This window comes from Mycobacterium sp. TY815, from assembly GCF_030755135.1.
Classification (GTDB): Bacteria; Actinomycetota; Actinomycetes; order Mycobacteriales; family Mycobacteriaceae; genus Mycobacterium.
Genome location: NZ_JAUFRX010000001.1, coordinates 1174281 through 1199869 on the forward strand (window position 1 = coordinate 1174281; position 25589 = coordinate 1199869).

The 25589-nt window shown below is 66.9% G+C and carries 23 protein-coding genes and 2 pseudogenes; 12 read left to right on the forward strand and 13 right to left on the reverse strand.

All coding sequences use genetic code 11. The annotated features are described in order from the left end of the window. Positions 1–20 precede the first annotated feature (20 nt). The 4 genes and pseudogenes from QXK92_RS05040 to QXK92_RS05055 all read right to left on the reverse strand — a co-directional run. Positions 21–620: pseudogene (locus QXK92_RS05040) on the reverse strand (Gfo/Idh/MocA family protein); the annotation flags it as partial. Continuing rightward, positions 610–1833: an FAD-dependent oxidoreductase gene (locus QXK92_RS05045; protein ID WP_306240576.1), complete on the reverse strand. Its 1224-nt coding sequence runs from the start codon at positions 1831–1833 to the stop codon at positions 610–612. The gene QXK92_RS05045 and the pseudogene QXK92_RS05040, both read right to left, overlap by 11 nt. A gap of 33 nt (positions 1834–1866) precedes the next feature. After that, on the reverse strand, positions 1867–3786 hold the full coding sequence (locus QXK92_RS05050; RefSeq protein WP_306240577.1) for a PPE family protein: 1920 nt from the start codon (positions 3784–3786) through the stop codon (positions 1867–1869). 96 nt (positions 3787–3882) lie between these two features. Beyond that, positions 3883–4050, reverse strand: coding sequence for a hypothetical protein (locus QXK92_RS05055; RefSeq protein WP_306240578.1), 168 nt, complete (start codon positions 4048–4050; stop codon positions 3883–3885). A gap of 246 nt (positions 4051–4296) precedes the next feature. Between QXK92_RS05055 and QXK92_RS05060 the strand changes: the two genes are divergently transcribed. From QXK92_RS05060 to QXK92_RS05075, 4 genes are all read left to right on the forward strand, one after another. Then, positions 4297–5505 carry an IS110 family transposase gene (locus tag QXK92_RS05060; RefSeq protein WP_306240110.1) on the forward strand — a complete coding sequence of 403 codons (1209 nt, stop codon included), beginning with the start codon at positions 4297–4299 and terminating at the stop codon, positions 5503–5505. A gap of 499 nt (positions 5506–6004) precedes the next feature. Beyond that, positions 6005–6640: a TetR/AcrR family transcriptional regulator gene (locus QXK92_RS05065; RefSeq protein ID WP_306244201.1), complete on the forward strand. Its 636-nt coding sequence runs from the start codon at positions 6005–6007 to the stop codon at positions 6638–6640. A gap of 8 nt (positions 6641–6648) precedes the next feature. Then, entirely contained in the window at positions 6649–8229 is a 1581-nt protein-coding gene (fadD1, locus tag QXK92_RS05070) for a fatty-acid--CoA ligase FadD1 (RefSeq protein ID WP_371934537.1), read from the forward strand. A gap of 25 nt (positions 8230–8254) precedes the next feature. Then, positions 8255–9124, forward strand: coding sequence for an NYN domain-containing protein (locus QXK92_RS05075; RefSeq protein WP_306240580.1), 870 nt, complete (start codon positions 8255–8257; stop codon positions 9122–9124). On the opposite strand, the gene QXK92_RS05080 is transcribed toward QXK92_RS05075, so the two are convergent. The 3 genes from QXK92_RS05080 to QXK92_RS05090 are packed head-to-tail and all read right to left on the reverse strand — an operon-like array spanning position 9121 to position 11609. Beyond that, on the reverse strand, positions 9121–9789 hold the full coding sequence (locus tag QXK92_RS05080) for a hypothetical protein (protein WP_306240581.1): 669 nt from the start codon (positions 9787–9789) through the stop codon (positions 9121–9123). The two genes, QXK92_RS05075 and QXK92_RS05080, sit on opposite strands and share 4 nt — an antisense overlap. Before the next feature lie 36 nt (positions 9790–9825). Then, positions 9826–10623, reverse strand: a complete 798-nt coding sequence (locus tag QXK92_RS05085; RefSeq protein ID WP_306240582.1) for an SDR family oxidoreductase — start codon at positions 10621–10623, stop codon at positions 9826–9828. Between the two features lie 23 nt (positions 10624–10646). Next, a complete protein-coding gene (locus QXK92_RS05090; RefSeq protein ID WP_306240583.1) occupies positions 10647–11609 on the reverse strand; it encodes an alpha/beta fold hydrolase in 963 nt (320 codons plus the stop codon). A gap of 227 nt (positions 11610–11836) precedes the next feature. On the opposite strand from QXK92_RS05090, the gene QXK92_RS05095 reads away from it, so the two are divergent. Continuing rightward, on the forward strand, positions 11837–12619 hold the full coding sequence (locus QXK92_RS05095; RefSeq protein ID WP_306240584.1) for an SDR family oxidoreductase: 783 nt from the start codon (positions 11837–11839) through the stop codon (positions 12617–12619). Here QXK92_RS05095 and QXK92_RS05100 read toward each other — a convergent pair. Further along, positions 12612–13529 carry an alpha/beta hydrolase gene (locus QXK92_RS05100; protein ID WP_306240585.1) on the reverse strand — a complete coding sequence of 306 codons (918 nt, stop codon included), beginning with the start codon at positions 13527–13529 and terminating at the stop codon, positions 12612–12614. The genes QXK92_RS05095 and QXK92_RS05100 overlap by 8 nt on opposite strands. 125 nt (positions 13530–13654) lie before the next feature. Between QXK92_RS05100 and QXK92_RS05105 the strand changes: the two genes are divergently transcribed. Then, a complete protein-coding gene (locus QXK92_RS05105) occupies positions 13655–14068 on the forward strand; it encodes a cyclic nucleotide-binding/CBS domain-containing protein (RefSeq protein WP_306240587.1) in 414 nt (137 codons plus the stop codon). Here the strand turns inward: QXK92_RS05105 and QXK92_RS05110 are convergent. The 3 genes and pseudogenes from QXK92_RS05110 to QXK92_RS05120 all read right to left on the reverse strand — a co-directional run. Continuing rightward, positions 14065–15333 (reverse strand): amidohydrolase family protein, encoded by a 1269-nt coding sequence (locus QXK92_RS05110; RefSeq protein ID WP_306240588.1) that lies wholly within the window; start codon positions 15331–15333, stop codon positions 14065–14067. The two genes, QXK92_RS05105 and QXK92_RS05110, sit on opposite strands and share 4 nt — an antisense overlap. A gap of 81 nt (positions 15334–15414) precedes the next feature. Continuing rightward, positions 15415–16188, reverse strand: a complete 774-nt coding sequence (locus QXK92_RS05115) for a class II aldolase/adducin family protein (RefSeq protein ID WP_306244203.1) — start codon at positions 16186–16188, stop codon at positions 15415–15417. Positions 16189–16191: 3 nt separating this feature from the next. Then, positions 16192–17805 (reverse strand): annotated as a pseudogene (locus QXK92_RS05120) (class I adenylate-forming enzyme family protein); the annotation flags it as partial. A gap of 166 nt (positions 17806–17971) precedes the next feature. Here QXK92_RS05120 and QXK92_RS05125 point away from each other — a divergent pair. Next, entirely contained in the window at positions 17972–18862 is an 891-nt protein-coding gene (locus tag QXK92_RS05125) for a M48 family metallopeptidase (RefSeq protein ID WP_306240589.1), read from the forward strand. A gap of 11 nt (positions 18863–18873) precedes the next feature. Continuing rightward, positions 18874–19122, forward strand: coding sequence for a hypothetical protein (locus QXK92_RS05130; RefSeq protein ID WP_306240590.1), 249 nt, complete (start codon positions 18874–18876; stop codon positions 19120–19122). On the opposite strand, the gene QXK92_RS05135 is transcribed toward QXK92_RS05130, so the two are convergent. Next, a complete protein-coding gene (locus QXK92_RS05135; RefSeq protein WP_306240591.1) occupies positions 19077–21656 on the reverse strand; it encodes an FHA domain-containing protein in 2580 nt (859 codons plus the stop codon). The genes QXK92_RS05130 and QXK92_RS05135 overlap by 46 nt on opposite strands. 186 nt (positions 21657–21842) lie before the next feature. On the opposite strand from QXK92_RS05135, the gene QXK92_RS05140 reads away from it, so the two are divergent. Beyond that, positions 21843–23150 (forward strand): DUF1254 domain-containing protein, encoded by a 1308-nt coding sequence (locus tag QXK92_RS05140; RefSeq protein ID WP_306240592.1) that lies wholly within the window; start codon positions 21843–21845, stop codon positions 23148–23150. A gap of 46 nt (positions 23151–23196) precedes the next feature. After that, positions 23197–23502, forward strand: a complete 306-nt coding sequence (locus tag QXK92_RS05145; RefSeq protein WP_306240593.1) for a hypothetical protein — start codon at positions 23197–23199, stop codon at positions 23500–23502. 3 nt (positions 23503–23505) lie between these two features. Here the strand turns inward: QXK92_RS05145 and QXK92_RS05150 are convergent, their stop codons facing one another. Next, a complete protein-coding gene (locus QXK92_RS05150) occupies positions 23506–24894 on the reverse strand; it encodes a serine/threonine-protein kinase (RefSeq protein ID WP_306240594.1) in 1389 nt (462 codons plus the stop codon). 102 nt (positions 24895–24996) lie between these two features. Between QXK92_RS05150 and QXK92_RS05155 the strand changes: the two genes are divergently transcribed. Both QXK92_RS05155 and QXK92_RS05160 read left to right on the forward strand, forming a co-directional pair. After that, on the forward strand, positions 24997–25197 hold the full coding sequence (locus QXK92_RS05155) for a hypothetical protein (RefSeq protein WP_306240595.1): 201 nt from the start codon (positions 24997–24999) through the stop codon (positions 25195–25197). Positions 25198–25417: 220 nt separating this feature from the next. Continuing rightward, a complete protein-coding gene (locus QXK92_RS05160) occupies positions 25418–25585 on the forward strand; it encodes a hypothetical protein (protein ID WP_306240596.1) in 168 nt (55 codons plus the stop codon). The last annotated feature ends 4 nt before the right edge of the window (positions 25586–25589 follow it).

Genomic DNA, 25589 nt, shown 5'->3' on the forward strand with positions numbered 1-25589 from the left:
CTGGCGAAGCGGCAGGCCCACCCGCCGAACGTGCGCACCATGTGCACGGCGTAGCAACCGGCGTCCATCGTCGCCCCACCGGCCAGTGAGTAGTCGTAGCGAATGTCGGAGAACTTCGGCAGCGGAAAACACATCGCCGCCTCCACCCGCCGGAGCCGGCCGAGTTCGCCCGAGGCGATGATCTGCTCGGCGCGCAGCGCGAGCGGATGGTAGCGGTAGTGGAAGGCCTCCATCACGATGCGGTCCGATTGCTCTGCCAGAGCGGCGATTTCGCGTGCTTCGGCGGCGTTGGCGGTGAACGGCTTCTCGCACAGCACATGCTTGCCGGCGGCCAGAGCGGCGCGCGTCCACCGTCCGTGTAGACCGTTGGGCAAGGGGTTGTAGACGGCGTCGATCTCCGGGTCGGTGACCAGCTCGTGGTAACTGTTGTGGACGCGGGCGATGCCGTGTTCAGCCGCAAACTTGCGCCCGCGAGTCACGTCGCGGGCCGCAACTGCGGCGACGACGACCTCGCTGTCCTGCCGGGCCGGCTTGATGAGCGCCAGCGGCGCAATGCGGGCGGCCCCCAGAATGCCGATGCGCAGCGGCGGACGTCGCCCGGGCACCGCGTCAGCACCCATCTCGACGCGCGAATGCGGGCGCGTGCTCGGGCAGTACGCCGACTCCGATGAAGTACGCGGGCACCATCGAGAGCCACGGCAGCCGCTCGAGCACCCGCAGCAGAGCCGCCGGCGGGGCCGGGTCCTCGCCTCGCAGCAGTGGTCCGAGCAGCCCTCGGTGCAACATCCGTTGCACGAATTGGGTTACGGCGGTGGGAAAGAGGCGACGGCGGCGAACCGCCGCCAGATCGCGGCCGGTAACGTGATGGCGGCGTAGGGGCTCGGCCAGGATGGCCGCCGCGGCCACGGCGTCTTGCACCGCCAGGTTGATGCCGACTCCTCCCATCGGCGACATCGCATGTGCGGCGTCGCCGATGCACAGCAGTCCGTCACAATGCCACCGGCGCAACCGATTCACTTTGACGTCGAGATGCTTGACGTCGTCCATCGAAGCCAGGTCTCCCACCGATGCGGCGGCCTCCGGTACCAGCGCGGCGACTTCTTGCCGGAATGCTTCGATGCCTCGGGAACGCAGTTGCGCGTCAGTGCCTTTCAGCCCGATGTAGGCAATCTGGAAGTACCCCTTGCGTGGGATGACGGCCAGCGCCTTGCCGGGACCGGTGCGCGGCAGGAACGAGAATTCCGAGTCTTCGGCACGCGGCAACCTGAACCACCAGACGTCGAACCGCACGGGATAGTCGTGGGTCTTCAGGCCGGCCTCCTGCCGCGCGAGTGACCACCTTCCATCACAGGCAACGGTCAGTTCGGCGCGCAGTTCCCCGGGGCCGTCGGGACCGCGGTAACGAACCCCCGTGACGCGGTCACCGTCCCGCAGCAGTCCGGTGACCTCGCTGTTCATCCGCAGCGTGAACGTCGGTTCGGCGCAGGCAGCTTCGGCCAAGAGGTTCAGCAGGTCCCACTGCGGCACCATCGCGATGAACGGATGCGGTTGTCGCAGGCGCTCGAAATCGATATAGGTGACCGTGCGCCCGCCGGATTGGAATGCCGCCTTGCGTAACTCGCTGAACGGCAACACGGAGAACTGCTCCCATAGGCCCAGCTCGTCGAGCAACCGCAAGGTCGAGCAGTGCACGGTGTCGCCACGGAAATCGCGGAGGAAGTCACCGTGCTTTTCCAGCAGTGTGACCTCGACACCGGCGCGGGCGAGCAACAGCCCGAGCACCATGCCGGCCGGGCCTCCCCCGATGATCGCGCACGTCGTCTTGTCTGCCATTTGCGGTCAAGCATAAAGTCTTGCGACAACGGATCAGGCGACCGACAGTTCGGCACCGATTTGTTGCGCGGCGGCGGCGACGACGAGGGCCTCCAGCGCGACCGCCATGGTGGACAGCGTGACGCCCGCCGCAAGCGGATAGCCGATGGCGTTGACCAGGCCCATCGGTTGGCCGTGGAGAAACTCCCTGATTCCCTGCAGGGACAGGTTGATGGTGTAGGCCGGCGCCGTGGTCACCATGGCATTCGCCAGGTCGGCCGTCGGCAGCAAGGTCTGGTAGCCGGCACCGGCCGCCGCCGAAACCGCCTCGGATACCGCGGAATTGGCGCGCTGGACGCCTTCGATGATGCCGTCGATGGTGACTGCGGGATTGACGGCAGGACCGGATGGCGTAGCGCCGGTCAGCACGCCGGACGCGTCAACCGTCGGAAATTCGAGATGGGTGACGGCGTAGCCGAAATCGACGATCCCCTGCTGAGTTCCGGCCACCAGCGCGTGCGACACCGCCACGGGATCGGCGTCCGGAAACACCCCGAACGGGGTCGGCACATTCGGCGGTGAGGTCGAATAGCCGTGGTTCGGATCGCCGTAGCCCAGATTGACGATCACCCGCAGGTCCGGCTGAATGAGATCAGCGAGCGGATTGCCGAGGACGGGCAGCGCCCGCAGCGGCTCCAGCAGTGGCAGGTTCTTCGTCGGAATGATGTAGTACTGCGTCATCGTCGGGCCCACGGTGTTGGTCAATGGTATGGCCGCGTCGATCTGTTCCGGGGTGAGCATCAGGTAGTTCTGATGCAGGTAGCCCATGCCGGCCAGAGCGTTCAGCGTCGACACGATGTTCAGCGGATACCGCGGGAAGTCGGCGACCCCGTCGTACTCGATGGTGTAGACCCGGGTCGGGTACAGATTGTCCGGCGTCGCACCCGGGCTGGTCACACCGAGGCTGGGAATGGCGATGCCCGGGAAGCGTGCGGCAAGCCCGCCGTTCGGATTTCCGGGATCGCCGATCAGGGTGAACGAAAGCTGTTGGGGTGTTGGCGGATTCACCGACGCCGCGAGTTTCCTCATCTCCAGTGCGGCAACGGTGGCGCTCTGGGAGTAGCCGAAGACCGAGACGTTGTCGCCGGCGGCGAGATGCGCCCGTATCGCGGTGTCCAGAATCTTTACGCCCTGGGCCACTGAGGCGTCGAATGTCAGGCTCTTCACGCCGACGACAGGGTAGAGACCCTCCGGGGTGAACAGCGATCGCGGAACGGCGTCGGGGGCCATGTTGCGAACGAAGAGGTCGAAGGCGCGCTGGACGTACCTGGGCGACGGCGTCGGAATGCCGCTGGCCCCCATGACTTCGGCGATCGTCTGCGCCGCGGCGGCAGCACCCCCCGGGGTGCCGGTCGCGGAACCCCGTGGTGTCGCAGCGCCCAGCAGCGTCTGCAGTCGCTGGTGCCACGGGGCCAGTTCCGCGCAGATGGCGTCGATTCCGGTGTGGTACGCCGTCATCGCGGTCACGTCCTGAGCCCACATGTCGGCGTACCGGGATTCAGCGGCGGCTATCGCCGGCGCGTTCTGTCCGAACAGGTTGGACGCCGCCAGCCAGAGTGCCTCGGAGCGGTTCATCGCGACGAGCGCGGGATGAACCGCCGTCGACAAGGCGGTCTCGAATTCTGCCGCTGCGGTCCGTGCCAGGGCGGCCGCGGCCTGGGCGTGCGCGGCCGCGTGGCGCAACCAGCTGAGGTACGGTGCGGCGACGGCCGTCATCTGCAGTGCCGCGGGCCCCAGCCAGGAGCCGGTCGTCAGCCCGGCGATGGTCGACTCGAAGGATCCTGCCGCGCAATCTATTTCGGTAGCCAGTCCGTCCCAGGCGGTTGCTGCCGCCAGCAAAGGAGCCGGCCCCGCGCCCGCGTGCAGTCGGGCGGAATTGACCTCCGGGGGGAGCGCCGCAAAGTTCGGCAACATCGTCTGGTGTCCTCGTGGTAGCGGAGACGGCGCACGAAAAGGCGCGCTCCCGCCCGAAACGCGCACGTCTCAGGCGGGAGCGCGGACTCGACGGCGTTAGCCGGCGATGTGTGACCAGCCGGCGGCGGGCTGACCGACGGGCACTGACTGCGCCCCCGGGCCCGAGTTGAGTTTGGTGCATCCGGCCAGGGCCGCTGCGGCGAACAGAGCCGCCGCTACCGCAGCCAGCCCGCGGGTGACACCTTTGTTCTGAATTCCCCTCATGGTGGTTCCTTAAGTTCGTAGTTGCAGTTACTTCGTGTTGTTACGTTGTGCTGTGACCCGGGTGGGCCGGGTGAGGCTGTCATGTTGTTGTCGGCCCGTGGGTGCGGCTTGAAAGGACTGGCCGCCCGGTCTGCTTGGACTTCTCTGGCCGCTGATTGAGATCTGCGATGTGATCGCTTGTTTAAGGACATGCTGGCGGGGTCGTCCGTGGGGATCATGTTGGGCAACAAGCGAAGAGGAGGTTCGATGGCGGCGAGCCAGTTGTGGGCTGGTGTGGATGTCGGCAAGGAACACCATTGGGTGTGCGTGGTCGACGATAAGGGCGCCGTGGTGCTCTCGCGCAAGCTCGCCAACGATGAGCAATCGATTCGCGAGCTGATCGCCGAGATCGAAGGGGTGGCCGGACAGGTGGCCTGGACGGTGGATTTGACCACGGTGTACGCCAGCCTGCTGTTGACGGTGCTGGCTGACGCCGGCAAGTCGGTGCGCTACCTCGCCGGCCGTGCGGTCTGGCAAGCCTCGGTGACCTACCGCGGCGGCGAAGCCAAGACCGACGCCAAGGACGCCCGGGTGATCGCCGACCAATCGCGGATGCGTGGTGCTGATCTGCCGATCCTGCATCCTGACGACGACCTGATCACCGAACTGCGCATGCTCACCGCCCATCGTGCGGATCTGGTGGCCGACCGCACCCGCACCATCAACCGGCTGCGCCAGCAACTCATCGCGGTGTGCCCGGCCTTGGAGCGGGCCGCTCAGATCACCCAGGATCGCGGGTGGGTGGTGCTGCTCTCGCGCTATCAAAGACCGAAAGTGATTCGTCAGAAGGGGCTTTCGCGGCTGACCCGGATACTGGCCGATGCCGGGGTCCGCAACGCAGCCGCGATCGCTGCGGCGGCGGTCACCGCCGCCAAGTCTCAGACGGTGCGCCTGCCCGGCGAAGAGGTCGCTGCCGCCCTGGTCGCCGAATTGGCCCAGGGGGTGATCGCCCTCGATGACCGCATCAAGACCACCGATACCGACATCGAGGGCCGATTTCGCCGCCATCCGCTCGCTGAGGTGATCACCAGCCTGCCCGGCATGGGCTTTCGGCTCGGTGCAGAATTCCTCGCCGCCGTAGGCGATCCCGCGCTGATCGGATCGGCCGACCAACTCGCCGCCTGGGCCGGACTGGCCCCGGTATCCAAAGACTCCGGAAAACGCACCGGACGACTGCACACCCCCAAGCGCTACAGCCGTCGACTCCGCCGCGTCATGTACATGTCCGCACTGACCGCGATCCGCTGCGACCCCGACTCCAAGGCCTACTACCGGCGCAAGAGAGACGAAGGCAAACGAGCGATCCCGGCCACAATCTGCCTGGCCCGACGCCGCACCAACGTCTTCTACGCACTCATCCGCGACAACCGCACCTGGCAACCCGACTCACCACCCATCACTGAATCGGCGGCTTGACTTCTTCATTGAGAGTCCTTTCTTGGTTGGGTTTTCAGGAAAGTAAAGCGTGACGATGATAACCACATCACACCGTTGATAAAAGGTTTTCCAGCGGTCACTGATAAAGCAATCGCACATTGCCTTCGCGGCACAGTAAGCGTCGATCAGCAGTCGCTGAGAGTTCCTGGTTGTTACAGCCAAACATGCTGTGCTCCTGTCGATATCAAGTCGCAAGCGGCAGTCGTGGGAGCGTCTGCAAATACTCTTTGATCCGATCAGGGCAGTACATTTAGTTGACGTCCGGACGTGCAGGAAATGGACATCCGCAGGCCGCTACCGGCTTTGATTTACTCGCTGTCAATATGCTTGACAATTGCAATTCCACGCCTTTGTGAATCACATGAATTCACCGAGTGTCGGCGGGTCGAACTTCACCGCCGGCGGGGATGGCATAACCTAGCGCTTGCAATGTTTCGTGGGGCTGCGCCGCCCCGGATGAGCGACAGGTGGTCTCGTGATGATGCCCGGACGTGCCGCCCCCACTCGGCCCGCGCACGGCAACCAGGTCCGGGCCGAGCGCACCCGGGCACTGGTGATCGGCGTGACCGTCCAGATCGTGCTGAGTGAAGGCATCGGTGCCGCCAGCGGCCGGCACATCGCAGATGCCGCGGGCGTTACCTGGGGAGTGATCCAGTATCACTTCGGTGATCGCGACGGTCTGCTGATGGCGGTGGTCGAGCAGGGCTTCGACGAACTCCTGGACGCGCTGAATTCGCTACCCGCGGCAACCGAAGACACCACCACGCACGACCGGGTCGAGGCGGCCGTCACGGCTGCCTGGCAGGCGATGTCCAGCCCCACCGCGCGTGCGGCGACGGAGATCCTCATCGGCACCCGTGCCACTCGTGGTGAGCCCACCACCAATCAGATCCGACGACTCGGCAGAACGTTCAACACGCTGATCGCCACCATCGACCGCGATCTGAGCCCGACCCAGAACGCCGCCATCGGTGAGCTGCTGCTGACCACTCTGCGCGGCATGATCGCCAACCAGCTGGTGATGCAACGGTCCATCGACACGACCAGGGAACGCAAGCTGCTCGTCGAGATCGTCAGCAGCTACCTCGACCGGACGGGGGCGTCGGCTTCGTGAACCAGACGATGCAAGCGCTGCTGCGACAGCGACTGTCAGATTCTGGGATCGCCGTGAAATATGGCGATTCGCAGTGGACTTGGCGTGACTACCTCGGCCGGGCGACGGCGCAGGCAGCGGGCCTGCTGTCCGCCGCGGACCAGGACCGCCCGGTGCACGTCGGCTCGTTGCTGGGCAACACCCCCGACATGCTGACGCAGATGGCGGCGGCCGGCCTGGGTGGATATGTCCTGTGCGGGCTGAACACCACCCGGCGCGGCGACGCCCTGGCCGCCGACATCCGGCGGGCGGACTGTCAGATCGTCGTGACCGACGCCGAGCACCGCGGGTTACTGGACGGATTGGAGCTCAACGGAGTTCGGGTCTTCGACACCTCAACGTCGGCATGGGCCGACCTGGTCGCCGGCGCCGGCCCGCTGGTCCCCCATCGCGAAGCCGAGATGATGGACCCCTTCATGATGATCTTCACCTCGGGGACGAGCGGCAATCCCAAAGCGGTGCAGGTGGCACACCTGATGCCGACCTTCGCCGGGCTCAGCCTCGCCGAACGGTTCGCCCTGACCGAGCGCGACACGTGTTATGTGTCGATGCCGCTGTTTCACTCCAATGCGGTGGTCGCCGGCTGGGCCCCGGCCGTGGTTTCCGGAGCGTCGATCGTGCCGGCGAAGTTCTCGGCCAGCAACTTCCTGGCCGACGTCCGGCGGTACGACGTCACGTACATGAACTACGTCGGCAAACCGCTCGCATACATCCTCGCCACCCCGGAACGCCCTGACGACGCGGACAACCCGCTGCGAGTGGCATTCGGCAACGAGGCCAACGACAAGGACATCGAGGAGTTCGCGCGCCGCTTCGGCGTGCAGGTCGAGGACGGCTTCGGCTCCACCGAGAACGCCGTCATGGTGCTGCGCGAGCCGGGGACTCCACGCGGCTCGATCGGCAAGGGCGCTCCCGGGGTCGCCATCTACAACAGCGAGACCGTCACCGAGTGTCAGCTCGCCCGGTTCGACGACCACGGCTCGTTACTCAATGCCGACGACGCGGTGGGTGAATTGGTCAACACCACTGGTTCGGGTCTGTTCACCGGTTACTACAACGATCCGCAGGCCAACGCCGAGCGCATGCGGCACGGGATGTACTGGTCCGGCGATCTCGCCTATAAGGACGCGGAGGGATGGATCTACCTTGCCGGGCGGACCGCGGATTGGATGCGCGTCGACGGCGAGAACCTCGCGGCGGCCCCGATCGAACGAATTCTGCTGCGCCACAGCGCGATCAATCGGGTAGCCGTCTACGCAGTCGCCGACGAGCGGGTTGGTGACCAGGTCATGGCGGCGGTCGTGCTGCACGAAGGCCAGCCGTTCGACCCGGAATCGCTGGAGTCCTTCCTCGACGCGCAGCCCGACCTGTCTCCCAAGGCGCGGCCCCGCTACATCCGCATCGCGGCGGACCTGCCCAGCACCGCCACCCACAAAGTTCTCAAACGCCAGTTGATCGCGCAGGGAACGGCGGTCGGTGCGGACGAAGCGCTGTGGGAGCGCGACGAACGCGGCACCTCATACCGCGTTGTGACCCACATTGGCCGTTGACGGCCCGATGCCGGACGATGTCCGCATGACCGACTCCAGCGCTTCCAGCGCGACCCGAGTGGCCGTGTACTTCGACTTCGACAACATCGTCATCTCGCGTTACGACCAGGTGCACGGCCGAAACACCTTCCAGCGGGACAAGGCCAAAGGCCTCGACAAGGAAAAGCTGCGTGCGGCTACCGTCGACCTGGGCGCGATCATGGACTTCGCCTCCTCGTTCGGCACGCTGGTACTCACCCGCGCGTACGCCGACTGGTCGGCCGAAGTCAACGCCGCCTACCACGGTCAACTGGTCGGCCGCGCCGTCGATCTGGTGCAGCTGTTTCCCGCGGCCGCCTACGGAAAGAACGGCGCCGACATCCGGCTGGCGGTGGACGCGGTCGAGGACATGTTCCGGCTACCCGACCTGACACACGTCGTGATCGTCGGTGGCGACTCGGACTACATCGCGTTGGCCCAGCGGTGCAAGCGCCTGGGCCGCTACGTCGTGGGCATCGGTGTGGCCGGCGCGAGCAGCCAGTCGTTGGCCGCCGCGTGCGACGAGTTCGTCACCTACGACGCGCTGCCCGGGATCTCGACGACGGCCGCGAGCCCGCCACCGAAGAAACGCGCCCGCCGCGCGGGTTCCGGCGAGCCCGACGAGGAGCCGGCCGCGCCGGACCCTCAGGTCGCGGCCACCAGTCTGCTCGAACGCGCGCTACGCATCGGTCTGGAGAAGGACGACGTGGACTGGCTGCACAATTCGGTGGTCAAGGCGCAGATGAAACGGATGAACCCGTCGTTCAGCGAGAAATCCCTGGGATTCAAGTCCTTCAGCGACTTTTTGCGCTCGCGCAGTGATGTCGTCGAGCTCGACGAAAGCACCACCACCCGCATGGTGCGCTTGAAGAACTAGCGGTCGATCTCACCGAGGATGCCGCGCTCGATACTGGTACGGGTGTTGTCGGGCAGCACGATGAGGCCATCGAGTTCGGCCCGCGCCAGTTGGTATGCATGCTGGCGTTCCTGGGTAGTGGCGGCGGTGTCCGCGGCGATCCGCAGCAGACTCTGCGCCCGCGCCAGCCGCTGCCGCTCCTCCTTCGAGAAGTCGCTGCTGCGCCTGCGCATCGCCTCGGCTTCGGCCGCGTTGAACGCGGTCACGTAATCCTGAACCGCGTCCAGATATTCGCGTGCGGCGTCGCGATCGTCGAACAGGTCCTCGGCCCGCTGCGGTCGGTGCAGGTCTGCTCGCAGCTTGGCCCGGTGAAAGCCGGTGGTCAGCGGGTCGCGCATGTCGGTCATCACCGGGAAGTCCAGCAGCCGGGTGGCATCCAGCTCGTACTCGAGCCAGCGGGCGTCGGTCTTGTCGTGGGCACTGAGCGCGCGCTTGATGGCCTGCCAGTGCGCCGCCTGGTTTCCAGGGGGTACGGATCGTGGTGGACCCTGCTCCGGTGACGCGTCGTCAGGGGCCGGTGCGGGCCGATTCTTCATCGCCGAGATCGCCTTGATGCCGGCCGCGATCACCCCGATCAGCGGCAGGGCCAGCAGCAGCAACTCGACCAAGCGAAACACGACGCCCACGGACGCCAGGATGCCATCTGTCTGGCGGAAACTTCCCTAACGCTTGTCGACCTGGCCGGCAGCGATCTGGTCGGCCGTTTTTGCCGCCACGCCTCCGGCCAGTCGCGAGGCCACCTCGGGGGCGTTCGCCGCAAAGCGTGCCAGTGCCCGCTGCCGCAGCGGCGCCACCGTGACCTCGCCGCGGTTGCGTTCGATCGCGCTCACCACGGCGGCTCCGACCTGCTCGGGTGTGCCGGTGCCCATCAGCGGCGGCGCCACGGCTCCCGAGTCGGCGAACATCCCGGCGCCGCCGATCGCCCCGGGACTGACCACCGAGACGCCGACCCCGGCAGGCCGCAGGTCATCGCGCAGGCACAGGGCGAAACCGCGCAGGCCGAACTTGGTCGCGGCGTAGAGGGACGCACGCGCGGTGGCGGCCTTTCCGGAGATCGACGAGATGTAGACGAAATGGCCCGAGCCGCGCGCGGTGAACGCCGGAATCAATTCGCGGGTCATCTGCACCGGCACCTCGAGGTTGACCCGCAACGCGCGGTCGACCTGCTCGGCGGTGAAGCTGTCGAGCTTGCCCGAGGCGGGCAGTGCCGCGTTGGCGACCAGGACGTCGATCGGGCCGGCCTCGGCCAGCAGCGCCGGACCGGCGCCGGGCTCCGCGAGGTCGCTGACGATCTTGCGGTGCCCGGGGCCCGACAGCGACGCCACCAGCTCGTCGAGCTCCCCAGATTTGCGAGAACTGACGATCAGCCGCGCGCCGCGGTCGGCGAGCGCTGTGGCGATCGCTCGTCCCAGCCCTCCGGTTGCTCCGGTGAGCAGAACAGTCTTGCCGGTCAATTTCATGGGGACGACGGTAGTCGCTGCGTTCACGACGCGGCCGCGGCGCCCGGTAGCCCGTAGGCCGACGCCCAGCTCCTGGCCGCCCAGGCCGGGCTACGGTGCAATCCCATGGCACGGTTGATCGCCGTGGTGACCCGGTGCGGGGCGTCCAGCAGGAGCATGTGCCCGGCCGTGGGGTGCGGCAGGTGCGTCGCGCCGGGGATGGACGTAACCAGGTCCCGGGCATGGGCATCCGGAGTGGTGATGTCCGCGCCGCCACTGACGACGACCGTCGTGGCACTGATGTTCGCCAGCGACCCGTACGCGTCGTAACCGCCCAGATCGCGCAGGAACGCGGCCGCCGTCAGGGGCGACACCGCACGCGTGGATTCGGTTGCCAGGGCGGCAAAGCCGGTATGGGCGATGTTTCGGCTCGAATACCTGGCCAGTACCGCATGCAGCGGGCGGATCAGCGACCGGATGGTCCGCTCGGCTGTTCGGTGTGGCATGCGGACGGCGAGATCGAACAGGACGCGCGCGGCCGGGCTGGCCAGCACGCGGCCCAGTCCGCGTTCCGATATCCGTCCGGCCGCCGCAGCGATCAGGACCAGGCCGTCCGGATCGACCGGCCGCTCGCCGGCGGGCCGGCTCAGGTAGGCCAGTGCCGTCATGCCACCCAGCGAATGACCGGCCACAGTAACCGGCCCGGCGACCCGCAGGGTGGTCAGGACATCGGCGAGATCGTCGGCCAGCTGTCCGATCCGGTAGCTGTGGGCCGGCGCGCCGCTCGAGGCGCCATGCCCACGGTGGTCGTAGGAGATGATGCGCAGCGCACTGCCCCACCGGTGCCTCAGCTGGCGGATCTGGATGGCCCAGCTGTCCTGCGTCAGGCACAGCCCGTGCAGCAGAACCAGGGTGTGCAGCGGCTGACGCCGGCCGTAGTCACGCACCGAAAGGCGAACCCCGTCGCTGGTCAGCACCGTCCGCTCGGTGTACTCAGGTTGTGGCACAGCATGATTCGAAATTGGCACGGTGTTCTCCGGTGTCAGGGCAGGTCGTCGCCTGCTTTCTTGGTGTGCCTGAAGTTACGGGCCGGCGGCCGTCGATTCGCTCTTGTGCGCGATAGCCACGCAACAAGCGATCTGCGGGTTTTGCGCGTTATGTTCAGGGCCATACGAATCAGCTGCTTGTGTATGGTGAGGCGACGACAGCCGTCACGAACGAGTCAGGAGATTCAATGCCGAACCGATTGACCGACAAAGTCGCCCTCATCAGCGGCGGGGCCCGCGGCATGGGCGCGTCCCACGTCCGGGCCCTGGTCGCCGAAGGAGCCAAGGTGGTGTTCGGTGACATCCTCGACGACGAAGGCAAAGCCGTGGCAGCCGACGTCGGCGACGCCGCGCGTTACGTGCACCTCGACGTCACCGACCCCGCCCAGTGGGACGCGGCGGTCGAGACCACTCTGGCCGAATTCGGCCGCCTCGACATCCTGGTGAACAACGCCGGCATCATCAACATCGGAACCTTGGAGGACTACCAGCTTTCCGAATGGCAGCGGATCCTCGACATCAACCTCACCGGTGTCTTTCTGGGTATCCGGTCGGTCGTCAAACCGATGAAGGCTGCCGGCCGCGGATCGATCATCAACATCTCCTCCATCGAGGGACTGGCCGGCACCATCGCCTGTCACGGTTACACCGCAACGAAATTCGCGGTCCGGGGACTGACCAAGTCGGCAGCACTGGAGCTGGGGCCCAGCGGGATCCGGGTCAACTCCATCCATCCCGGCCTCATCAGGACACCCATGACCGAATGGGTGCCCGAGGACATCTTCCAGACCGCGCTCGGCCGTATCGCCGAACCGCAGGAGGTGTCGAACCTGGTGCTCTATCTCGCCAGCGACGAATCCAGCTACTCGACCGGCTCGGAGTTCGTGGTCGACGGCGGTTGCGTCGCCGGTCTCGGCCACAAGGACTTCTCCGTGGTAGACACCGCGGGACAACCCGACTGGGTCACCTAAGCGCTGCGCGCAGGTGCTCACACTGACTGGCGAAGAAGGACAAGGAGATCGGCGCATTCGGCGCCAGCAGGTCGAAGGCGTGGAAAGCGCCGGCGGCGATGTGTTCGTGGACGGGAACGCCCGCCGCGCGCAGCCGCCTCGCGTACGAGACGCACTCCGGATAGAACAGGTCGAGGGTGCCGACGCCGATCCAGGCCGGCGGTAGACCCGACAGGTCGGTGCGGCGCGCCGGCACCGCCTCGTCGGGATCCGAACCGGCCAGGTACCACTGCCAGGCCAGCTGATTGTCCCGTTCACTCCACATGAAGCGTTTGCGGCCATCGGGTTTCGCGCCGGTGCGGTCATCGAGCATCGGGTAGACCAGCATCTGGAACACCGGCGCGACGTCGCCGCGATCCTGTGCGCGCTGGGCCAGCGCGGCCGCGAAATAGCCCCCGGCACTGGCGCCTCCCACCGCGATCCGGGTGGCGTCCACCCACGATTGGCGCTGCAACCACAACAGCGCCGCGTAGCAGTCGTCCAGCGGAACCGGGTAGGGATGCTCCGGTGCCAGGCGATGTTCCACCGCCACCACCGCCACGCCGGCCAGATAGGAGAGTTTGCGGCAGTACCGGTCCTCTTGGGCGGCACAACCCATCACCGTTCCGCCGCCGTGGACCCATAGCAGCGCAGGCGCCGGCTGCGGCAATCCGGCCGGCCGGTGCACCCGCACGGTGACGTCGCCGTTGACCGCGGCCACCGGCACGTCGCGCTCACGTCCGGTGACCCCGGCCAGCCCCATCAGCGCGCGGGGCAACCGCAGGCCGCGATGCAGCCCGTATCCGCGGGGCAGGATTCGGGCGATCGACCGGAGATCGGGATCCACGGCATGCCGCGACGTGAACACGTCGGCGGGATACTGGTTACTCATCGCCACTGACCATACAGACGGCGGTAATCGTCGGAATTTCTGGCAGCCCGCCGTCAACCAAGGCCACCAGATTTAGGGACTGAAGTCACTAGAGACGGCCGGCCCGCCCTGACGAACATGGTGACGTGACTGCCTTCTCTTCTGTTGGGAACCTTCCGATCTCCACCGTGACCGGCGATCCGGTGGCCCGCGTCGCCGGTGACGCATCCCTCGCCGACGCCGCGCGCGCGATGGTGGCCGAAAACGTCGGTGCCATGGTCATCGGCGACGAGGACAGCCCCGGCGCCCTGGTCAGCGAGCGCGATATCGTCCGGGCGGTGGCCTCCGGCATCGATCCGAACGCCGTCCGCGCCGCCGACGTGGCTAGCACCAAACTCATCTGGTGTGATGCCGATGCCACCATCGACGAAGTCGCCACCCGGATGATGGACCGCTACATCCGCCACATATTGGTGGAACGCGACGGCACACTGGTGGGCATCGTCTCGGCCCGCGACGTGCTCGGGGTCTACTGCTCCGAAGCCGAGGTCGACGTTTAGAACGCGTTTGGATCCCGCTGTACCTCTTCGGGCACGGGGTGCTGATAGAGCCGAGCTGCGTTCTGCCAGGTGATCTTCCGGATCACCTCGTCCGGTAGTCCACCGATCTCCTGGTGGATCGTCTGCTGGGTGTGTGGCCACGTCGAATCGCAGTGCGGGTAGTCGGCTTCCAGCATGATGTTGTCCACCCCGATGCGCTCGTACTGCACGAATGACGATTTGTCCTCCACCGCGCAAAACCAGAAATTTCGCTGGAAAACCTCTGCGGGCGTGAGAGTTTCGCCGAGTGCGCGCCAGGTGCCGTACATCTCGTGATAGCTCAGCATGTGATCCAGGCGGTCCAGCAGGCCGGCCACCCAGCCGATTCCGCCCTCGGACAAACAGATTCTCAGGTCGGGAAAGCGGCTGGGCAGCCCCGAGTACAGCCAGTCCACGGCGGCCGAGATTGCGTAGGCGAAGAACAGCACACCCTGCACATCCGGTGGCGCGTCGGCGGTCGTCGACGGCGAGGAGCCGGAGGAACCGATGTGCAGATTCACCACGGTGCCGGTCTCGGCGCAGGCCGCCATCATCGGCTCCCAGTAGCCCGAGTGGATGCTCGGCAATCCCAGCATCGCCGGGTTCTCGCTGAACGTCACGGCGTGAAATCCGCGCTCGGCGTTCTCGCGGATCATCGTGGCTCCCAGCTCGGGATCCAGCAGCCAGGGCAGCTGACACGGAATGATGCGGCCGGGATAGGCTCCCGCCCACGCCTCCAGATGCCAGTCGTTCCACGCACGCACCGAGGCCAGCGCCAGGTCGCGGTCCTTGGTCACCTGCTGCAGCCGCTGGCCGGCGAATCCCGGCAGAAACGAGGGAAAGTTCAGCGACGCGTAGATGCCGTTGAGGTCCATGTCCTTGACCCGCTCATGGATATCCCAAGCGCCCCTGCGCATTTCGTCGAATCGCACCGGCTCGAAGCCGTACTCCGACACCGGCCGTCCCACCACCGCGTTGAAGCCGACGTTGGGTAGCACCTGGCCGTCGTATACCCAGGTCTGCCCGCCTTCGGGGGTGTCGACGACGGTGGGCGCCCGGTCGGCGAACTTCCGCGGGAGACGGCCGGTGAACGTGTCCGGCGGTTCGACGATGTGGTCGTCGACCGAGATGACGGTGTAGCGGCGGTCCGCCCTGGGGGGATCCGGCAGCAGCGTCACCGTCCGCTGCTCACCGGTCTTGGCGGTGGTGAAGTTCAGGTCGGTGGCCAACTCGTCAATCGATTTCACGCCGGTCTCCTTCTAGTGGCGAGCAGACACAAAATCCCCTTGGAGCATCCGCTCCAGGGCGATTTTGTGTCTGCTCGCGGGTCAGGTGAGCACATCGGGATCGGCTTTGATCGTCATCCGTGCCGCACCCGCCCAGTAGACATCCGCCGCGCGCTCGATCAGCGAGGCACGCATTCCCATCATGTCCGACCACTTCATCTGCGACGGTTCGATGCCGGTCAGCATGACGTCGTAGGCCATCCGGCACACCCGTTCGATGGACGCCGCCCGGTAGACGGCTTCGGGCAGATTGCGGCCGGTGGCGATGACGCCGTGGTTGGCCAGCACCGTCAGGTTGGCATTGCCGATGTGAGCGACGAGTTCAGCTGCCCGAGAAGGGGTATCGATCTCCCCCTCATAGGTTTCGACGAGGCACATATCGTCGAGGAACAGCGATCCGGTTTGATGCACCAGCTCCGGCAGCCTGCCGAGTGCGGCCAGCACACAGACGTAGTAGGGGTGGTTGTGAATGACCACCCGGGCGTCGTCGCGCACCCGGTGCAGTTCGGTGTGGATGTGGATGGCCGGTGTCACATCCCAGCGACCGCGTACCAGACGCGCATCCGCGTCCACCTCGCAGATGTCCGACGCGGTGAGTTCCTGCCACCACAGGCCCCACGGGTTGACCAGCATGTCGGTATGGCCGTCACGCTGCCAGGTGATGTGTCCGGCCATGTTCTCGGCGAACCCGATGGAGGCCAGGTGGCGGAACGCCACGGCGAGCGCCTGTTCGTCGGACAGCTCGACTCCGATCGGCGGCACCACCGACGGCGCCCATACCTGAAGACCGCCACGCCGTCCCTGCGGAGCATCCATCACGCCCGCCTCCATCCTGGCTCGAAGATTATGGCGGAGTTCACCTTTGGCCACCTTGCCTCCCGAGGACCGGGGCAGCTCGTCCACCACGATGAGCCGCTCGGGGAGCAGTTCCTTGGAAACACCAAGCGCCAGTAGGTGATCCACGAGTTCCGGCAGCTCGAGGGTGCACGAGTCGACGAGTTCGGCATAGAGGCAGACCTTTTCGCCGAACACCGGATCGGGCATCGCCACCGCTGCTGCCAGGGCCAGCGCCGGATGTGACATGGCGGAGTCCTCGACCTGCGCGGCGCTGATGTTCTTGCCGCCCCGCACGATGAAGTCGGAGGTGCGGCCGGTGACGCTGAGGTAGCCGTCCGCGTCGATCTCGCAGATGTCACCCATCCGCATCCACCCGTCCCGGGTGAACAACTGATCGTGGTCTGCCCCGCCCTGCAAACCGGTGAGGTAACCGAGGCTGGTCGCCGGACCGCGGCAGGCCGGCTGGCCGCGCCCGGTCGCCGTGACGTCGCAGTCTCCGTCGTAGAGACGGACGTTCATTTCCGGGACGATCCGGCCGCCGGTACGCAGCCGATGGTGCAGCGAGTCGTCCAAGGTGGTGCCGCTGAGCAGCCCGGTTTCGTTGGACCCGTAGAACTGCAGGATCTTGGCTCCGGTGAGTTCCTCGAACTCCGCGGCCGGCCGATACGGCAGCGCCTCGCCGCCGGTGAACACCACCCTAAGTGAGCTCAGATCGGTCTCGCGCACCACCGGGTCGGCCATGAGCATCGTCAATTGAGTACTCACACAGCACAATACGGTGACCTTGTGGCGGGCGATCGCCTCGCACGCCGCCCGGGTGGCGAACCGCTGCAGCAGTACCGTGGTGGCGCCCAGCTGGATCGGAGTGGTGTGGCTGGTCCACAGCCCGAATCCGAACGGCATCGGAACCACCGAGAGGAACACGTCGTCGGACCTCAGCCGGCCGTTGGTGACCGCCTTCTGGTGGAAGTAGTGCCAGCGATTCTGGGTGTGCACGACGCACTTGGGCAGCCCGGTGGTGCCGGACGTGGAATTGATCAGAAATACGTCGTCAGGGCCGAGTGGTGACCGCACACCCGGCGCCGCGGCCGGTGCGTCGACGTCGAGACGCAACGCGGCGCCGTCACCGCTGAGCACCCGAACCGGAATCGGTAACTCCGCTTCCGCCGCGACGGCGCTGCGCCGCTGATCGCCGATCAGAACCCTGGGTTCGGTGGCGGCCAGCAAGTGAGCCACCTCCCGGGTGCCGGCCCGGGCGCCGATGCCGACCACGACCGCACCGCAGCGCTCGACGGCGACGAACAGCGCATGGAGGGCGGCGGTATCGCCGTGCCACACCGCGACCCGATCGCCACGAGTGATGCCTAACCCGGCCAGCTGTCCGGCCAGGGCGGTCGCCGCGGCATCGAATTCCCGCCATGTCAGGGCGCCACCGGGGTGGTCGACGTAGGCCATCCGGTCCGGGGATCGCTCGCCGTTGCGGCGAACGGCGTCCGACAGTGTCGAGTCGGTCCACCACCCCGCGGCACGGAACGCCGCCGTGTCGTCGGCTGCGAATGCCGGCGATCCCATCAAGGTGAGCGCACCGGCGGTCATAACCGAATGATAGGAGCGCCGACGGTGACGCAGGTCACCGGGCACCGCGTGAGCGGCGCGCTGACCAGCACTCCAAGAATTTCTCCAGAACCTTCCAAGGGCCGGCGCGGACCCTGGTAGAGCCGGAAATCCGGCGCAGACCGACATCAGGAGTCCAGCAACCGTCATGGCCATTGTCGATTCACCGACCCACTACCACCCGCACCCGCCGACCGGCTTCCGCGACCAGCCGCGGCGGCACCCGTGGGAGATCGGACTACTTGTGCTGGTCATCGCCTCCAGCGTGGTGCTGTACCTGATCGCGCTAGCGGTGGTGCTGTCCGGCAAGGTCAGCCTGCTGTGGTTGTCCCTGCTGGCCACCCCGCTGCTGCTGTTCCTCGGTCGCGGGCTGAACTACGGCCGGCAGCGCACGAACGGCGTGAAGATGTCGCCCACCCAGTTTCCCGAGGGCTACTGGCTGGTCGTCGAGGCGGCCCAGCGATTCGGCCTCCCCGAGGTGCCGGACGCCTACGTCGTGCTGGGCAACGGCCAGATCAACGCCTTCGCCAGCGGGCACGGCTTCCGCCGCTACGTCGTGGTCTACAGCGACCTCTTCGAAATCGGTGGTCAGGCACGCGATCCCGAGGCGCTGGCCTTCGTCATCGGCCACGAGGTCGGTCACATCGCTGCCGGGCATGCGTCGTACTGGCGTCAACTCAGCCAGCTGGCCATGAAGATCCCGTTCCTCGGGCAGGCGCTTTCGCGGTCGATGGAATACACGGCCGACAACTACGGCTACGCGTTTCGGCCGGAGGGCGCCCGCCGTGCGATCGGCGTGCTGAGTGCGGGCAAGTACCTGCTGCGCTGGGTCGACTTCGACGGCATGGCCGACCGGGCCGGCACGGAGACCGGATTCTTCGTGTGGCTGGCCAACATGGTGGCCTCACACCCGGTGAACACGTGGCGCGCCTCGGCGCTGCGCAACCGCGCGGTCGCGGGCGCGCTGTTCTTCCGGCCGAAGCACCCGGTGGCCGCCCCGCAGTGGCCCGCACCGGGCAACGCGCCGTGGCCCAGGTAGGCGCCACGGCGATGAAGACGAAAGTCGTGGTGCTGCTGACCGGCTGCGCCGTCGCCGTGGTCCTGCTGCTGCACTACGTCTCGCTGAGCAGGGCCGGCCTTCCGGTCGGCTGGATGCTCTACCTCGGCCTGCCGGTCACGGCGGCCGGTGTGATGTTCGCGTTACTGCTGGCGAATGTGGGCGCCGAGTGGGAAACCAAGACCGTCAGTGCCGGTCAGCCACTCTTGAGGCGAATCTTCCACCGCACGAAGCCCAGGTAGAAGATGCTGAGTACCACCAGCATCGCCATGTCGAAGGTCCACGCCCCGGCCGTGTGTTTCCAGTGCGCGTCCTTGGGAACCTGCGGCACCGGACACAACTTGGTCAGGTCGATGGTGGACGCCGATGTCGCAAAGCCCCAGCGTGCCGGGGTGACCCACGACATCTGGTCCAGCCCGAAGCGGTTGGTCACCGGGATCATGCCGCCGGAGAACACCAGCTGAGACATGACCGCCACCACGAGAAGCGGCATGATCTGCTCGCTGGTCTTGGCCAGCGACGACAACACCAGGCCGAGCATGGCCGAGGCCACGGTCGTCGCCGCGATGTCCACGTACAGCTCGAGGGCAGGACTTCCGAGCACCACGGCGCTGGCCTTCGGACCCGGCTTGCCCAGCAGCGCGATGATGGTCACGATCGCCGACTGGATGAGCGCCAGGATGGTGTAGACACACACCTTCGCCAGCAGGTAAGCCGTGGTGGACAGGCCGACCGCCTGTTCTCGCAGGAAGATCGCCCGCTCACCGATAAGGTCGCGGATCGTCAGCGCGGTGCCCATGAAGACCGCGCCGACGTTCAGCAGCACCAGAATCTGGGCCGGCTCGGTGGGCGCGTCACTGGTCAGTGGCGGTGCGTTGAAGCCGACGTCACCGGGCACCGACATGGACAGCGAACCCATGATGAACGGCAGGATGGCCAGGAAGATGAAGTATCCGCGGTCGGAGATGATCAGCCGCAGCTGCCGTCGCGCGATCGTGGAGAACTGTCGGACCAGACTGGTATGGGCCGCCTCCCCCAACTCCGCGGGTTTCTCCGTCGGCGGCACCGGTGGCGGTGGTCCCGTCTGCGCCAGGTAGCGGGCCTTGGCGCCGTCCGGGTCCTCGGCCACCGAGCTGAAGATGTCGGCCCAGTTCGTGGTTCCCATCGACGGGCCGATCTGGCTCGGGGGTCCGCAGAATGCTGTCTTGCCGCCGGGGGCCAGCAGCAGCACCTGGTCGCACACGTCGAGGTAGGTCAGCGAGTGGGTGACCACCAGCACCACACGACCTGCGTCGGCCAGCTGCCGCAGCATCGTCATGACCTGGCGGTCCAGCGCCGGGTCCAGCCCGGACGTGGGCTCGTCCAGGATCAGCAGCGACGGCCCGGTGAGCAGCTCCAGCGCGACCGAAGCCCGCTTGCGCTGACCGCCGGACAGCTTGTCCACCCTCGTCTCGAGGTGCTTGGTCATCTCGAGTTCCTCGAGGACGCGCGCCACCACCTGCTCGCGGTCCTCTTTGGTGGTGTCGGGCGGCAACCGCAACTCGGCGGCGTACATCAGGGCCTGCTTCACCGTCAGCTGCCCGTGCACGACGTCGTCCTGCGGCACCATGCCGATCCTGCTTCGCAACGAGGCGTATTCGGAGTGCACGTTGTGCCCCTCGAATGACACCGTCCCGCTGGTCGGGTGGGTGTAGCCGGCGACCAGTTTGGCGAAGGTCGACTTGCCCGCGCCCGACGGGCCGATGACCGCGGTGAGCATGCCTGGGCGCGCGGTCAGCGAGATGTTGTCCAGCAGGGTCTTGTTGCCCTCGATGGTCCAGGTCACGCCGCGTACGTCGAGTCCGCCGGTGCGGGTCTCCAGCAGACTCTCTTCGCGACGGGACAGCGCCCCGTTGGCGAAGACGAGGTCGATGTTGCCGATCGTGACCACGTCGCCGTCACGCAGGATGGCGGATTCGACGCGGGTGCCGTTGACGAAGGTGCCGTTGATGCTGCGGTTGTCCCGGATCTCCGTGCCGCCGGGCGACGGGATCAGGGTCGCGTGGTGGCGGGAGGCCAGGACCTCGGGGATGACGATGTCGTTGTCGTCGGCGCGACCGATCTTGACGGCGCCCGCTGGCAGATCCCCGGCCTTGCCCGGTCGCAGGATCTTCATCATCGAGGTGCGGCTGCCCGCTTCGGCGGTGCGACCGATCACCGGAGGCGGCTGCTGCTGCGCCGACGAGCGGTAGATCTGCGGTGACGGTTGCTGCATCGGCTGCGGCCCGGACGGGTACCGGGGCTGCGGGCCGGAGGGCTGGCCCGGCGGCGCGGCGGGCATCCGTGCGGTCGACGGGTGTTGCGGCGGCGCACCCCAGTTGGCGCCGGACGGCGGCTGCCCGCCCTGGGCGGGGATGGGACCGCTGGGCCGCGACGGGATCGCCATGGCGGTAGTCGCCGGCGGGCGCCCGACCGAGCCCTGGTTGCGCCGGCCCACCTCGAAGTCGAGCGCCGGCCCGTCGGGATTGCCGATGTTGACGCGCTGTCCGTCCTGGATGTCGACGACCGGCACCCGGCGGTTGTTGACGTACAGCCCGTTGAGGCTGCCGTTGTCGATGGCGACCCATCGACCCTGGTCGAAGCGCAGCAACAGATGCACGCGGGAGATCAAGGGGTGTGCCACGCGGACATCGGCGCGCAGGTCACGGCCGATCACTACGTCATGGCCGGCTGCAAAGGTGCGCTCGGCTCCGTCATACCGCACGGTCAGCACAGGTGGGGCGGCTGTCTGGGTCATCGCAACCAACTTTATCGGCAGGGACGCCAACTAAAGAAGCAGGACGTCATATGTAACCGGGTGTGTAACCGGGCGGGGCCTGCCAGCCGCACGCGGTGGCCCCCGAAGCCGCTGCGAACGCTGACATTTCGATCCGTTGAGCTCTATCCTTCAAGCCTCTGGCGAATCGGGCCCCAAGGAGAGAACTTGACCACCTTATCCGACGATCTGCGCACGTTGAGCTACGAAGCGTTCGTGTATTTCTACCCGCTGGTGACCATGGACGTCACCCGGCTGCAGGCGTTCAATTCGGCTCCCGGCTCGCGCCCAGGTTTCGGTCCGCCGAACCAGTTCTCTCACCTGCGCGAGTTCCCGGCCGCGGAGTTCCGCGCGGTGGTGCGGCCGAATTTCGACACGCTCTACTCGATCGCGTGGCTGGACCTGAGCAGCGGTCCGGTTCGGCTGCACGCCGACGACACCGACGATCGCTTCTACATGTTGCCGATGCTGGACATGTGGTCCGACGTGTTCGCCAACCCCGGTAAGCGGACCACCGGCACCGGCCCGCTGGACCTGGTGATCACCGGTCCGGGATACACCGGTGAACTGCCTTCGCCGGCGCGGGTCATCCAAGCGCCCACCGCGTACGTCTGGCTGATCGGGCGGACCCAGACGAACGGTCCGGACGATTACGCGGCGGTGCACAAGGTGCAGGACGGGTTCCACATCACTGAACTCGGGCCGAAGGCTGCGGTCGAACGGGACGTGAACTACGACGTGACCACCGAACCGCTCAAGATCGTCAACGGCATGAGCGCCATCGACTATCTGACCTATGCCGCCGACCTGCTGCGGGTTCACCCACCGCATGCGACCGACTTCTCCATCCTGGCCAGGCTGACACTGCTCGGCATCGAGCGCGGCAAGCCCTTCGACGCACACCGGTTCACCCAGGACCAGGTCGCACAGATCGAGCAGGGCAAGAAGGATGCCCTCGCCGACATGCTGGCGGCCGGACCGAGGCTCGCGACCAGTGTCAACGGCTGGGTCAACCTCAGCGAGGGCATGGGCGTCTACGGCAACAACTACTTCCGGCGCGCGGTGGTGGCCCTGATCGGGCTGGGTGCCAACCCGCCCGAGGACGCGGTCTACCCGCTGCTGGCCTCCGATGCCGACGGCCAACCCGTCAGCGGCGACAACGACTACGTCGTCCACTTCGACGCTGACAAATTGCCACCGGTGGACGCGTTCTGGTCGATCACCATGTACGACGCCGAGGGGTTCCAGGTCGGCAACGAGCTGAACCGGTTCGCGATCGGTGACCGCGATCCCCTGCACTACAACGACGACGGCTCGCTCGATATCTATATCCAGCACGCGGACCCTGGGCCGGACCGCAGGAACAACTGGCTACCCGCTCCGCGCGGACCGGTCGGGGTGACCATGCGGCTGTACGCGCCGCGGCCTCAGGTCATCACCGGCGGCTGGTCGGCGCCGCCCGTTCGCCGGGTGTGACGCCACCAGCGTGAATATGATGAACGCCCACCGGAAGGAGATCTGGATGGATTCCTGGAAGCGTCCCGCAGCAGCTTTCGCCCTCGCGGCACTGGCCTTCACCGCGGTGCCCGAGGTGTTCGACATCGTCGAGCCGTCGGGGTCGGCCATGGCCGACGTGTGCGTCAATGCCGGCCGGCGCATCTCGGTCAGCGGGTGCACCAATATCGCCGACGCCGTGGCGCCCTACGTTCCGCCCCCGGCCGACTATGCGCCGCTGCCGGAGGACTACCCGCCGCCTCCGCCGCCTCCGCCGAACATCAACGTCTGCGCGAACGTCGGCCGGCGCGTCACGGTCAGCGGGTGCGTCTAGCCGTCAGGGCCGGCCGTTGCCGCGGCGGATTTCCTGCAGGCACTGCAGCCGGGTCTGACCGGTCTGCTCCATGCAGACCCGAACCGGTGTCTCCTGCTCGCTGGGCGGCGGGGTCTCGTTCGGTTCCAAGGTGGGGCTGACGGTCGGACTGGCCGCGGTGCCCTCGGTCAGTGACCAGATGCTGGTGCTGGTGCCCTGAATCATCGAGCAGTAGGCCGTCGCGCCGGTCTTGGTGGTGCCGAGGCTGCCGAGCGGGAAGCAATCGGCACCGATGGCCACGACCGGAATCTCCGGGGCGGGCGTCGCCGTCGTAGCGGTACCTGCTCCTGTCGTGGACGCGGGTACTGACGTGCTCGCCGGCGGCTGCGGAGCCGGTGTTGCGCGCTCCTCCTTGTCCGCGCGCAGATATTCCTGGAGGGCGAAGACGACCGCGATCACCAGCAGGATGCCCAGCAGCGCCGGGACGAGCACGGCGGGTCGCAGCAGCGAGCGTTTCGGCGTCGAGGTGGCGACGGCGGGCATGGACAGGCTGGTCTCATCGGGATCGCCGCCGGCGCCCAGGTTGTGGCTCAGGGCGCGCGCGAAGTCGATGCACCTCAGGTAACGATCTTTGGGGTCCTTGGCCAGCGCCTTGGCGAAGACCGGGTCCAGGTTGGACAGTTCCGGACTGCGCTGACTGATGGCCGGAGGCGAGGCGCTCAGGTGCTGGCTGATCACCACCGCGGGATTGGAGTGCTGAAACGGCGGCGCTCCGGTCAGCAGCTGGTAGGCCGAGGCGGCGAGCGCGTACTGGTCGGCCCGGCCGTCGAGGTCGTTGCCCATCAGCTGTTCGGGTGCCGCATACGCCACGGTGCCCACCGTCATATTGGTCGCGGTCAGTCCCGTCGATTCCCCTACCAGACCGGCAATCCCGAAGTCTGCCAGCAGAATTCGCCGATCCGGCGATTCCGGTTGCGCGATCAGGATGTTCGCGGGCTTGACGTCGCGATGAAGCAGCTTGTTCAGGTGGGCGTAGTCGAGCGCCTCGGCGACCGCGGTGACGATCTCGACGACTTCCGGGCCGGGCATGCCGTTGGGGTACCGCTCCTCCAGCAACTCCCCCGCGTCGGTGCCGTCGACGTAATCCATGTCGATCCACAGCTGACCATCGGACTCGCCGCGGTCGTGCACCGCCACGATGTGTGGATGCCACAGCGTGGCCGCGGTGTCAGCCTCGCGGAGGAAGCGCTCCCGGTACTCGCTGTCCGCCGTCACCTCCGTCTTGAGGACCTTGAGTGCGTCCTGGCGGGGCAGCCGCGGGTGCCTGGCGAGGTAGACCTCGCCCATCCCCCCGGATCCCAGCCGCTTGATGACGGTGTACCCGGCAAACGTCGATCCTTCGTCGAGCGCCATGGCGGCATAGTAGCCCGCAGGACGATCTCGGAAACCGACGACAGGGTCCTGCACCGGGATAGCGGGCGTTCCCCTCGGCGCGCGCCGGGTAGTTTGACGTCCATGTCCGAGCGCGACAACACCTTCCCCGACGACGTGCCCATCGCTGACGCCGCTGAACAGCTGCGGTCCGCGGTGGAGCCACCAGAGGATGAAGACTACGAGCCCGAGCCCGTCGAAGTACCGCTGGAAGCCAGTGCCGCGGACTGGCAGGAACAGCAGGAGATCGTGGTGCTCGACGACGAGGTGGAGGAATCCGACTGAGTTGCGGCGGCCGGGCGCGGTGCGGACCGTCAGCTAACCAGCGTCCGCGTCGCCCGGGTGTCGTTGGCCTGCGGCCGAAGGGTACGGACTGTAAATAGGCCGTCAATCTCTCGTAAACACCGCTCCGCGCGTCTCGCGGATGCGGCAGCAGGCGGCATAGATTCGAGGGGGCCGGCCGATCAGAGGGGCGCCCGGGCCAGTCCCCACCGTTAGGAGCGTCATGCCGACAATCGAGACGCGACTCCGCCAGCAGTTGCGCAACTACGCCGTCGAATTGCGCCAAGTGGCCTACACGCTGCCCAACGGGGTCGGCGAGCACGATCTGCTCCGGTTGTCCGACCAGATGCGTGCGACGGCCGATCAAGTCGTTGTCAGCCGAGGAGCTTAGGCAA